Source organism: Pseudaeromonas sp. HNCC25DJ182, from assembly GCF_055413365.1.
Map to the genome: position 1 here is coordinate 169,906 of NZ_JBVAYG010000002.1, position 12,843 is coordinate 182,748.

At 53.6% G+C, this 12,843-nt stretch carries 8 protein-coding genes; all 8 read right to left on the reverse strand.

Annotated elements, in window-relative coordinates; genetic code table 11:
- Positions 1–181: 181 nt before the first annotated feature.
- A complete protein-coding gene (mutS, locus tag ACZYUB_RS02645; protein ID WP_463945315.1) occupies positions 182–2,740 on the reverse strand; it encodes a DNA mismatch repair protein MutS in 2,559 nt (852 codons plus the stop codon).
- Between the two features lie 416 nt (positions 2,741–3,156).
- The gene (locus ACZYUB_RS02650; RefSeq protein ID WP_463945317.1) at positions 3,157–5,835 is read right to left on the reverse strand and encodes an Ig-like domain-containing protein; all 2,679 of its coding nucleotides are present in this window, start codon (positions 5,833–5,835) and stop codon (positions 3,157–3,159) included.
- Positions 5,836–6,112: 277 nt separating this feature from the next.
- A complete protein-coding gene (gene frdD / locus ACZYUB_RS02655) occupies positions 6,113–6,463 on the reverse strand; it encodes a fumarate reductase subunit FrdD (protein ID WP_463945319.1) in 351 nt (116 codons plus the stop codon).
- Positions 6,464–6,474: 11 nt separating this feature from the next.
- Positions 6,475–6,879, reverse strand: a complete 405-nt coding sequence (locus tag ACZYUB_RS02660) for a fumarate reductase subunit C (RefSeq protein ID WP_463945321.1) — start codon at positions 6,877–6,879, stop codon at positions 6,475–6,477.
- 4 nt (positions 6,880–6,883) lie between these two features.
- Positions 6,884–7,621 (reverse strand): succinate dehydrogenase/fumarate reductase iron-sulfur subunit, encoded by a 738-nt coding sequence (locus tag ACZYUB_RS02665; RefSeq protein WP_463945322.1) that lies wholly within the window; start codon positions 7,619–7,621, stop codon positions 6,884–6,886.
- Positions 7,614–9,395: a fumarate reductase (quinol) flavoprotein subunit gene (gene frdA, locus ACZYUB_RS02670; protein ID WP_463945324.1), complete on the reverse strand. Its 1,782-nt coding sequence runs from the start codon at positions 9,393–9,395 to the stop codon at positions 7,614–7,616. The genes ACZYUB_RS02665 and frdA overlap by 8 nt, the downstream gene beginning before the upstream one ends.
- Before the next feature lie 338 nt (positions 9,396–9,733).
- Complete coding sequence (locus ACZYUB_RS02675) at positions 9,734–11,614, reverse strand: methyl-accepting chemotaxis protein (protein WP_463945326.1); 1,881 nt, start codon at positions 11,612–11,614, stop codon at positions 9,734–9,736.
- A 345-nt stretch (positions 11,615–11,959) separates the two neighbouring features.
- The gene (gene asd, locus ACZYUB_RS02680) at positions 11,960–12,820 is read right to left on the reverse strand and encodes an archaetidylserine decarboxylase (RefSeq protein ID WP_463945328.1); all 861 of its coding nucleotides are present in this window, start codon (positions 12,818–12,820) and stop codon (positions 11,960–11,962) included.
- Between the last annotated feature and the right edge of the window lie 23 nt (positions 12,821–12,843).

The window sequence follows — 12,843 nt, forward strand, 5'->3', positions numbered from 1 at the left end:
CATCAGGCCCCGTTTTTATGGGTGAGATCCAGAGAGCGAACCTCTGGTACTACTGGAGATAGCATGGTGGCTCGTTTGCATTGTCGGGATTGCCAACGTTTTGATGGGACGACGCGGATTTGTCGCTTTCATGGGCGCCATCCCCAGGCCATATGTTCTGCTTTCTTGCTGCGCGAGTCTGCTACAGCAGCTGCCGCAAACGATAGAGTGCGTCCAGAGCCTGTCGTGGAGTCAGAGCGTCCGGATCCAGCGCCTTGAGGGCTAGTACCGCTTCACACTCAGTCGCATCAAAGGAGCTAGGCTGAAGGGTAGGAGCCATTTGGTCTGAAGGACGATGGCTCGATTGTTCCAATTCGTGCAACTTTTGTTTGGCCCGTTGAATGACGGTCTTGGGAACTCCCGCCAGGCTGGCGACCTGCAAGCCATAGGAGCGGTTGGCGGCTCCCTCTTGTACGGCGTGCATAAACGCAATGCCATCGCCGTGTTCGACGGCGTCAAGATGGACGTTAGCCAGTGCTGGTATCTGCTCTGGCAGCTGAGTCAACTCGAAGTAGTGGGTCGCAAACAGGGTAAAGGCGCGGATCTTATTCGCCAACTGTTCGGCGCAAGCCCAGGCGAGCGACAGGCCATCATAGGTGCTGGTACCACGGCCAATTTCATCCATTAGCACCAGACTCTGCTCCGTGGCGTTGTGCAGTATGTTCGCGGTTTCTGTCATCTCGACCATGAAGGTTGAGCGGCCAGACGCCAGATCATCCGAGGCACCGATGCGAGTGAAGATCCGATCGATATTCCCGATCTGAGCATTATCTGCTGGCACGAAAGAGCCGATATGTGCCATCAATACAATTAGTGCTGTTTGCCGCATATAGGTGGATTTCCCCCCCATATTCGGCCCCGTAATGATCAGCATGCGACGCTGGTCATGCAATTCCACCGGATTGGCAATAAACGGCTCGCTCAGCACCTGCTCTACCACCGGATGACGTCCATTCTCGATGCGGATCTCGGCGCTCTCGGTCATGTGCGGACGGGTATAGTTCAGGGTCTGTGCCCGCTCGGCCAAATTATTCAGCACATCGAGTTCGGCCACCGCGGCGGCTGATTGCTGCAGCTCCGCCAGATGGGGTAGCAGTAGGTCCAGCAGCGCTTCGTAGAGTTGCTTTTCCAATGCAAGAGCACGGCTTTGCGCAGTCAGCGCCTTATCTTCGTACGCCTTTAATTCCGGAATGATATAGCGCTCGTTGTTCTTCAGGGTTTGACGGCGAACATAGTCAGCAGGAACCAGATGGGCATTGGCCTTGGTCACCTCGATGTAGAAACCATGTACCTTGTTGTAGTCCACTTTCAGGGTGTTGATGCCGGTGCGCTCCCGTTCGCGTAATTCCAGTTGCTGCAGATATTCGGTGGCGCCAGCGGCCAGGGCGCGGAGCTCATCTAGCTCCGGGTGGTAACCCGGGGCCATGACACCGCCATCACGGATCACCACGGGTGGCGTTTCGACAATCGCGGCCTCCAGTAGAGCACAGAGCTCCGGGAAGGTAGAGGCGCGTTCCGCCAGTAGCTGCAGTGCCTCGCTATTACTATCTTGCAGCAGAGTTTGCAGCATCGGCAGTTGCTGGAATGCATGGCGCAGGCGACTCAGGTCCCGGGGGCGAGCGGAGCGGAGCGCCAGCCGGGCCAACACCCGCTCCATATCGCCAATCTGGCGCAACAGTGGTTGTAATTCACTGGTCATATTTTGAGCCAGTAGTTCGGCGATGATCTGTTGGCGGTTGTGGATGATCGGGCGATTGCGCACCGGCTGATGGATCCAGCGCTTGAGCAGACGACTGCCCATCGAGGTCGCGGTAGCATCCAGAATTTCCGCCAAGGTATTTTCCAGACCACCGGCCAGATTTTGCGTCAGCTCCAGATTTCGACGGGTGGCGGCATCGAGCACTATCATATGCTCGGTCTGCTCCAACCGGATGGTGCGGATATGGGGCAGGGCGGTGCGCTGGGTATCCTTGACGTATTGCATCAGGCAACCCGCCGCACACAGCGCTGTGGTGGCCTGCTCGACGCCAAAGCCGACCAGATCCCGGGTCCCGAACTGCTGGCACAACAGATGCCGGGCGGTACCCAGCTCGAACTCCCACTCGGCGCGGCGGCGAAGCCCTCTACGCTGACCCAATAATGACAAGTAAGCAAATGACTCAGGATAGAGCAACTCGACCGGATCCAGGCGCTGCAACTCGGCCAGTAGCGTTTCTTCGGCTGGAAACTGGTTGATACTGAAGCGCCCTGAGCTGATATCCAGCACCGCCAGTCCGAAGCGCTGTCCATCGTGATAGAGAGCGCCGATCAGGTTGTCGCGACGCTCGCTCAGCAATGCCTCATCGGTGACGGTACCCGGGGTGACAATCCGCACCACCTGCCGCTCGACCGGGCCTTTGCTCAAGGCCGGATCGCCGATCTGCTCGCAGATCGCCACCGACTCGCCGAGCTGTACCAGCTTGGCCAGATAGCCTTCTACCGCATGATAAGGTACCCCAGCCATAGGGATCGGATTGCCCGCCGACTGACCGCGTTTGGTCAGGGAAATATCCAGTAATTGGGATGCCTTGCGCGCATCCTCGTAGAACAGCTCGTAAAAATCCCCCATCCGATAAAACAGAAGGATCTCCGGATGCTGGGCCTTCAAGCCCAAATACTGCTGCATCATGGGCGTGTGCTGTTCCAGATTACGTTTTTCCATTCGAGGGTACCGATTGATTGTCTGTCTAGGTCATTGATAAGCGGCGAATTTATATGCAACACCTAGGGTGAGGTCTCGCGCTGCTCATCAGGCATATTACAATTTCACACCGCTGAGCGGGTAGGTTTTTCCGGCGCAGTGTGAGGGAATGGTTCGGATCATAACTAGAACACCAGGGGATAGAGGGAACAGCCGAAACCGCTGTGCTTCAAGACGCAGCAGATTCCTCAATTCATCGGCTAAGGCGTCGGTGCATTGAGGAGCTTAGTGCTTCAGAACGTGGAGATAAAAGCGAAATGCCAGTCAGAATGATCTGACTGGCATTTTTGCTATGGCTTATCTACCAATGAGATGAGGTGGTTGCAACGATATAAGGTCATTCTGTACTTCTGGCGATGACCTCATATTGAACGGCTCTAGCCATTGTCCTCGACCTCAACGGAGACCGCTAAACCATCTTGATGTGGTGCCGGTGTTGTTACCTTGATCTCTAGGCTACCTTTGGTTTTCTTATTTGGCTCGTCTTCCGGGAATATTGCCACGCAGTAAAACATCGGGCGTGTCGTGGATGGGTACGGACTGTATACATCGGAATTACAGTTGCCACCAGAAAATGCCAGAGTCTTTACTTTGCCGCCATTGTCGTTGGTGACACTGAAGGTGCTGCCTGCCGGGATTGGGTTTACTCCCCGCAAATCGTAGTAGGCGGTTAAGTCTCCGAAATTGCTGATGTCACCGAGGCTCTTGGGAATTGGATTTGCCAATCGCAAGTCTTCGTTATCACTGGCATCGTGTGGAATATGCATGGGCAGGATCCGCACATACTTGACTTTGTTATCCCGTAAGTCGACATGAACACCATTCTCTGGGGTTGGTGTTACCCATATTCCATCACCTTGTTTGGGATTATTGGTCACAACAAAAACTTGCAAAGGTAGAGCGCCGTTACCTGCTAGTGAACTGTTCAATCCAGTAAAGATAAACTCGGCGTTGCGGAATAGGGTGGTCAGTTCACGTTTGCAGAAGCCGCGGCCGATGGTTTCTTTATCGCATACCAGACCGGTGTAGACTCCATCGCCCAAATCTCGGTTGCCGTTACCATTCAGGTCTTCATACAAGTCAACACCAGCACGGAAACCATCAATGTCAGCACTTGGATTCGTTTTCGCCGTGTCATCGACGTTCACATCCATGAAGCGTTCACCGATATCGTTGTAGGCGCGGACGTAATTGGGAACGTCAGATGCATATTGATCATCCGATACCCCGGTCAACTCTCCCTTATCGAAGATACCGTTGCCGTTATAATCGAGGAAACTCTCTTCACCTGAAATATAGGCACTGACAGTAACCCGACCATCGGCAGGACGTGGGTCCTGTGAGCTCAGCGTTGCTGTGCAGACCCCTGCCTTGGAGGTGCAGACACCTGTCACATCCCCATCTTCACCGGGCAGGTCGCTCTTTATGCTGCCACCTTCGGTGGTGAAGTAAACCTTGGTGCCGTCGGCGACTGGGTTGTTGAAGCGATCCGCCAGCCGAAGAGTGATTTTCGCTTCTTCACCGTCGTAACCCGCACCATTGATGTTGTATTTATCCGCAGAGAAAGAGACGCTGTTGTCGTCGGCATAGCCGATACCGACACCAATCTGCTTGGATGCCGCACGGATTTCAGGATTTTCATCGAAGGTCGCGATAACGCTGATGGGGGTTGGCAAGTTACCTGAGTTGATGGTCACAGTTGCCATGCCGTCAATGTTGGTGGTCGCGTTCAACGGGCTCAGGGTGTAGTCCTGATAGTTGACGTTGTTGCTGATGTTGCCGCCGAAGGTGAAGTTCAGCTGCTTGCCGCTTACCGGTTTATTCTGGGCATCCTTCAGGGTAAAGGTTACTGTTGATTTTTCGCCCTTTCCTGAACCACGCAGATACATAAATTCAGGATTGGGTGTCCCAGCGGTGATGGAACGAGTCTCGGCTGTCTGGTTGGCGATGGTCACGGATGCCAGTTCATTCAGTCCAGCCACAGTTGCGGTAATGGTGTCATTGCCGGCACAGGCGTAAGTATCCGTCATCCCCTTATAGGTTGCGATGGCTGTGCCTTGTTGCGTGGCGACTTTAGCATCCAGAGTCGCCTTATCCGCGCTGGCGCAGGCAGAGCTGAAGTTGACATCGATGGGATAGGGATAGGGTTGATCATTGAGTGTCACGAGAGCCGTTAATACCGCTACACTCCCGGCAGGAAGCGTGGTTTTATCGCTGGTTAACGAGATCTTGAGATTGCTGGCTCCAAATTCATAGTTTTTAGCTGCGGTGATATCCCCGGTGGGCACAGTGGTACTGACGGTAAAAGTTCCGGCCGTTTGAGCCGAGTCTGTTGTGCTAGCCAGCAGGAAGGTTGCCTTACCTGCGCTGTCGGTGAGACGGGCATCAGAGGGTCGAATTTCACCCTTGGTCGCGATTGCATTGATGATCGCATCAACGACTGGTTCACCTTTGGGGTCCAACAGGATGGCCTCAGCCAAGCTGGCCCGCTCGGTCGGCAACTTGGATTGCTCTGTGCAGGTGCTCAGATCGGATATATCGGTACAGACCTTGAGGGTTAATGTTAATTGGTAATTATCACTACTGGTCGCACCCGGTTTATAAGTAAAGACCTTGTTCCCTGTATAATCTTTACCATCTTGGGTATAAGTCAAAGTGACGGAGCCGGCACCTTCGGTATTGGCGGCTGGTGCGGTCAGGGTGAAGACCGCAAGGCCTTGGCTATCTGTGATTTGTTTGGCCGGGGTAATGGAGCCGTTATCTGTGGTTGCGGCGACAAGAACGCCTGCGACGGCTTTACCATCGGCATCAACGACCAGACCCTCTACACGATTGGGCTTTTCTGCTGGCAGTTCAGTGGCAGCAGTGCAGGTGGTCGGCGTTGCAATATCGGTACACGACTTGGTGGTTACGGTTACGGATGGTGTTCCTGAATTGTCGCCGCCGCCATTATCGGTATCACCGCCACCGGATAAATCTTTGGCGCCACCGCCGCCACACGCGGCTAACACTAGCGAGCCAAATAGAATGGCGAAAAGTCGTTTGGATTGGGTCATCTTTCCCTTCCTTGGTAAACCTTAAAAACGGATGTCTTTATCCTAATCGCTCGAAGGTTCGCAGTTAAGGGCTCACCTGGGAGCAAACTGAGAGCTACAGCACCAAATTCAATCTCTGGTGTTAGTTCAGGATAAACGAGGTTAAGCAATGCAAATGTTTGGCATCATTTTTAGCATAAATCGATAAACCATGTTTGGTTTCAAGTGAATTCTATAGGGCAAATAACACAAAGGCACCCTCAGGTGCCTTTGTCTGACGATAATTTGTGATCTGGGCTCAAGCCATCTGCACTAACAAGGTCAGCGCGGCGGCCGAGACCAAAAATGCAAATCCGTAACACAGGTAGTGATGCAGGCGTGTAGTGCGGATCCCCAGATCGTGCAGCCCATGATAGATACGGTGCATACCGTGAAAAATCGGCAGCGCTATGATTGCCAACAGTATGGGGGCTCCCCACCAGGAAGTTGCCAAGCCATGGAGCTTATCGTAGCTGAGCGTATCGGCAGGCAAGATCCCGATCGGGACCAGAATGCCAGTTATCAACACGACGATAGGTAACAGCATGGCGGTGACAACACCACCTGCGCCAAACAATCCCCAGTAAATAGGTTCATCAGAACGTCGCATCATTCTCTCCTTCAAGCGACCAGCGCTACGACAAGCACCAGCAGCGACACAGCCGCCAGCGCTATGTACTGAGCCAGCACTATGGGTTTATCCGGGATCGGCTCTTCCCCATGCATGATGCGCATGGCTTTCGGTGCCAATTCAAACCAGGTTTTGGCATGGAATAAACAAGCGGCCAGAACCACCAGGTGAAACAGCACGGCTAGCGGATGACTCAAGGCATCCAGCCAACCTTGAAACGCGCTAGCGCCCTGGCTCAGACGTAGTAATCCCATCAGAAGTATCACTGCATAGATGGAGACAAATACGCTAGTGCCTTCACGCAGCATGTAGTGAATATAAAAGTTGTTCTTCAACCACCACCCTTTTTCAACGGGGCGGAGATAGGGCTTACGTTTACTTTGCGTGCTATCCATCGAGTTATTCCCCTGGTTTGAACATGGCAATCAGGTAATCCTTACTGCTTTCCACCTTACCCAATTGAATGGCGGCAGCCGGATCGACGCCTTTTGGGCAAACCTGTGAACAGTAACCGACGAAGGTACAGCTCCACACGCCGGAGTCTTGATTGACGATCTTCATTCGTTCAGCCTTGCCGCCGTCGCGACTGTCGGCGTTATAGCGGTGCAGAAGCGCTAATGCTGCCGGACCCGTAAAACTCTTGTTGATCTTGTACTGCGGGCACGCGGAATAACAAAGCCCGCAGTTGATGCACATCGAGAACTGACGATACTTGGCCAGTTCAGCCGGGGTCTGTATGTATTCCCCCTCGCTGAGATCCCGCGTAACCTTGGGGATAATATAGGGCTTGATCGCTTCCAGTTTGTCGATGAAATCGCTCATATCTACGACCAGATCCCGTTCAATAGGGAAGTTGGCCAAGGGTTCGATCTTCATCTTGCCGGACGGATAGTCGCGCAAAAAGGTTTTGCAACCCAGCTTGGGGATGCCGTTCACCATCATGCCGCAGGAGCCACAAATGGCCATGCGGCAGGACCAGCGAAAGCTCAGCGTCTGATCCAACTCATCCTTAATATGGTTCAAGGCCTCCAGCAGCGACATTTCATGGCTGAAGGGAACCTTGAAACTTTGCCACCAAGGTTCGGCATCCTCTTCTGGACGATAGCGCAGTACCTCAATATCCATCATCTCAGTCATGTTTTGCGGCCTCCTGTTTGTCGGCTTCGGCGCCATAAACCCGTTTGGCCGGTTGTGATTTGGTAATTTTCACCGGACTATAATCGATGGTCGGTGTTCCTGCGGCGTTATGGAAGGCGAGAGTATGTTTTAGGAAATTGACGTCATCCCGCTCTTCATAGCCATCCAGGCGCTGGTGCGAACCGCGGGATTCTTTCCGGGCGATGGCGGAGTGGGCCATCGATTCTGCGACGTCGAGTAAGAAACCGAGTTCAATGGCGTACAGCCAGTCGGTATTGAAGACAGATGATTTATCTTTGATCTGGATATTCTTGTAACGCTGTTTGAGTTCGGCCAGTTTGTCGATGGTTTCTTGCATCAAGGTTTCGGTGCGATAAATACCGACCCCTTTTTCCATGGCGTCGCCCATCTCGTTACGGATGTCGGCCGGGTTTTCCGTGCCATCGCCTTCCATCAGCGACATGGCTTTGGCTACAGAAGCAACCGCTTGTTTATAGAGTGTTTCGGTATTGCCGTGGGGGCGAGAGCTGGCGAATTTGGCTGCTTCTTCACCAGCTATTTTGCCGAAAACCACGATTTCAACCAGTGAGTTAGATCCTAAGCGATTAGCACCATGAATACCGACCGATGCGCATTCGCCGACGGCATACAGACCGGGCATCCGAGTGGCACAGCGACCATCGGTTTCGATCCCGCCCATGGTGTAGTGCACCGTCGGACGCACCGGGATCGGATCCTTGGCGGGATCCACACCGACGTAAGCCTTGGACAATTCGCAGATGAAGGGCAGGCGCTCTTCCAGATATTTGGCACCCAAGTGACGCAGATCCAGGTAGACCACATCGCCCAGTCGAGTTTGCACCGTGCGGCCCTTTTGCTGCTCGCCCCAAAAGGCTTGGGACAACCGATCCCGTGGACCCAACTCCATGTATTTGTTCTTGGTCTGTCCGACGGGAATTTCCGGCCCGAGGCCATAATCTTGCAGATAACGATAGCCATCCTTGTTGATCATGATGCCACCCTCTCCCCGGCAGCCTTCGGTCATCAGGATGCCGCAACCGGGCAAACCGGTGGGATGATATTGTACAAATTCCATATCCCGCAGCGGCACGCCATGGCGATAGGCCAAGGCCATACCGTCACCGGTGACAATGCCACCATTGGTATTGAAACGATAAGTGCGGCTGCCACCACCGGTCGCAATGATGACCGACTTGGCCTGAATCATCCGAGTGACGCCATTTTGAATATCGAAGCAGACCACACCCTGGACGCGCCCATCCTCGACTAGCAGGTCGAGACAAAAGTGTTCATCGAAACGTTTGATTGATGGGTATTTGATCGAGGTTTGAAACAGGGTATGCAGCATGTGGAAACCGGATTTGTCGGCAGCAAACCAGGTGCGGGGGATTTTCATGCCACCAAAAGGGCGTACGTTGACCTTGCCATCTGGTTTCCGGCTCCACGGGCAACCCCAATGCTCGAGTTGGATCAGCTCTTTGGTACAGTTCTCGACAAAGTTCTGCACAACATCCTGCTCACAGAGCCAGTCGCCCCCTGAGACCGTATCGTTGAAGTGATTTTCTAAACTGTCATCTTCCCGGACCACGCCAGCCGCTCCACCTTCGGCCGCCACTGTATGGCTGCGCATGGGGTAGACTTTGGAGATCAGGGCGATCTCGAGAGATGGATTGGCTTCGGCAATGGCGATGGCAGCACGAAGGCCACCACCACCAGCACCAACGATGGCAACATCGGTCTTTACTATGTCCACTTCTGCCTCCTTGAGAAAAGATGCACAACAGACTCCGGCACAGAGCCCATGGTGAATAGCATTCCAAGCTTGGATGTTGAGATGAAGCTCGACGCCTATAAACAGCCGGATCAGGAATCGAACGACGAAAATTGTTACGAAATTGTAGGCAAAATCCCACGACAAAAATGAGAAACAACTCTCCTTTTACCTGATACAAAAGGAGCCTATGTTATCGAGTGGGATTGTGGCGATGATTACAATGTAACGCTTTGTTTTATATCAAATTAGCAAACAGTCTGCCCTATTGCGCTAGAAAACTCCCCGGCCTCGGTGGTTCTGAGGCCGGGGATGAGGGATCAAACGTGGAAGTTGTTCACCTGTTCGTTGATGCGACGCGCAATATCTTTGAGCTGGGTTGCTAGTTGATTCGCATTGGTAGCGGCGTAACTGAGTTCGTCGGTCACATCCTTGGTGGCTTGAATGTTACGACCTACTTCATCGGTGACGGCTCGTTGTTCCTCGGCGGCACTGGAAATCTGGGTTGCCATGTCCGATATTTCGCCGATAGATTGGGTAATTTGCTCCAGGGCGAGTGTTGCATTCTTCGCATCATCGACGCTGTTTTGCGCTAGCTGCTGGCTCTGACTCATGGTCCCAACGGCTTGTTGTGTGTTGCGCTGCAGAGTTTCGATCATGGCCCGGATCTCCTCTGTTGAAGAGTGCGTCCGTTTCGACAAGACTCGAACCTCATCCGCCACGACAGCAAAGCCGCGTCCTTGTTCTCCCGCTCGCGCGGCCTCGATGGCCGCATTCAATGCCAGTAAATTGGTTTGCTCCGCGATGCCTTGGATGGTTGAAAGGATGGTATTGATTTGCTGCGCATTTTTTTCGAGTTCCTGAATGATATTCGAGGCGCACTCGACCTGCTGGGCTAGGTTGGTAATCGAGCTTTGGTTGCGTGCTATCACCTGTTTGCCATGTTCACAGTTGCTGGCTGAGGCATGGGCGGCGGCAGCTGCTTGTTCAGCATTGCTGGCAACCTCACTGGCGGTAGCCGACATCTCGTGGACTGCGGTCGCAATCTGCGAGATTTCCGATTGCTGGCGGGCGAGGCTCTGGTCGTTATGACCAGCCATGCTATGAGACTGTTTGGCCTGTTCATCCAGCTCGCGGGCTGAGTTGGCCAAGTCACTGACCATAGTTTGCAGCATGTCGATAAACAGGTTGATTTGTCGGGCAACCATGCCTACTTCGTCATCCCGCAGGATTTTGAGTCGACGTGTCAGGTCGCCGTTACCTCGGGATAGTTCGGCTACCGCATCTCCCATGGCAGACAAGGGCTGCAGAGAACGTGAAATGCTATAGGCGGCGCCACCGGCGACGATCAATAGCTGTAACAAGGTGGCGACCAAGGATTGCTGCAAGAGTCTATTGCTGTCGGCAAAGGCGGTATTTTCATCGTACACAAGTCCGAAGTACCAGTCATAGCCGGGAACCGGAGCGAAAAATAGAATACTGTCCTGACCGGAGATGTTCATCTTCACCGGTTTGCCCTGAGTGGCCAGTTGTTGAATGGTTGTTTGATCCAGTTGTGAGGCTAGTTGAGTGGCTGGCTTTAGCGTCAAAGCCGGGTCTTTATGGGCGATCAGGTTTCCCTGTCCATCGACCAGCAAGCCATATACGCCCTCACGGGCAATACTATTTATATTTTCAACCAGGCTCTTGATGCTGATGTCACCGGCAATTACCCCCTTGCGGCTGCCATCGTGAAATGGCTCGGCGAAGCTGATGATGAGTTCCCCTGAGCTGGCATCGGCATAGGGGGCGGTCACCACCATGCGATTGGCGGCGGTCGCATCCTGATACCAGGGGCGTTGTCGCGGATCATATCCATCCGGCGCTTTCCAGCCCTGGGTCGAGGCGATCATCTCTCCTTGGTCAGTACCGACATAGATCATGTCAAATTTACCGCCCTGAGCGGCCTGGGCAAGCGCCGTTTCTGGGTCTTTGGCGGCAGAAAATCCTTTCTGGGCACTACTGACGATGGCGGCGCTGGTGTCCAGCCAGTTTTTCAAGCCATTGATTTGTACTTCGGCCACACTGGTTTCGAAACGCTCTACTCCCTCGTTAGCCGCAGAAATTAATGCTTGTCGGTTATACAGTTGTTGCAGCCCCGCCGTAACAATCAATAACGCAGCTAGCGCCAATAGCAGCTTTTGTCGAATATTCAGCTTCATTGTATGCACCTTATCGAGTTTTTATCGTCAGGAGCCTGGTGACGGCTCGTCCATGAACCAGTTTTTCGTGTCAAGTCATGTAATTGGATGATTGATCCGTTAGTCAGTCGAGCGGTTGAGACCACGCTTTGGCCGGGACATTTGTATTGGCGTGGAGTTATTGCTGTAGCCAATACGGCCGTTATGAAAACTATAGTGCAGAAAGGAATAGTCGGTGCAGGGTTGTAAGCAGGTGGTATTTGGAGCGCGAGATCATCCAGGTATCCGCAGTTGATAACGGGTGATCGGTCTGGCAATAAAAGAATAAAGGGCCCATCGTGAGCCCCTGTGACCTTGGATTTGGGCCTAGCGAATGCGGCCGAAGATTTGCCCCATGCGGGTTGTTGCGCCCGGTTGCAGGTTGTCGGCAAAGCTGATGGTTTCTGGTGGAAACAGACACACCACGGTACTGCCCAATTTGAACAATCCCATTTCCTCGCCCTTTTTCAGGGTGATGGCTTGTTCGCCCGAATAATCCCAACGGGTTACCGTCTTCCCCGCCGGGGGGGTGATAGTACCGGCCCATATGGTCTCGATGCTGGCCACTATGGTGGCTCCGACCAGGACCAGAGCCATGGGGCCCAGCTCCGTTCGGAAGAGACAGGCAACCCGTTCGTTACGGGCAAACAGATTGGGTACATGCTCTGCAGTTAATGGATTGACAGAAAACAGATCACCAGGAATGTAAATCATGCTCTCCAGTACACCATCCAGAGGCATATGAATGCGGTGATAGTCCTTGGGAGAGAGGTAGATGGTGGCAAACTTGCCGCCCTGGAATGGCGCCGCCAGTTTGGCATCACCGCCGAGTAACTCTCTGGCGCTAAAATCATGCCCTTTGGCCTGCACGACACGACCTTGACTGATATCACCAAGTTGGCTCACACAGCCATCAACGGGGAGGGCCAGGAGCAGGGGATCATCCACCACAGGCCGCAGCCCGGGCTTGAGGGCGCGGGTGAAGAAGGCATTGAAAGTCTTGTAGTGAGCCGGATCCTCGTGCGCGGCTTCGCTCATGTCGATGCCGAAGCGAGCGATAAACAAGCGGATCAATCGGGTCGTCAGACTTCCGGCCTCGGCGGCAGCCAATTTGCCAACCCAGCGCGAGAGTGCATGTTTGGGCAGGCAGTACTGACCGGCGATTTTCAGGGCATCAATCAGAGTCATGGTCTTCTTCTCATCGGTAAGAG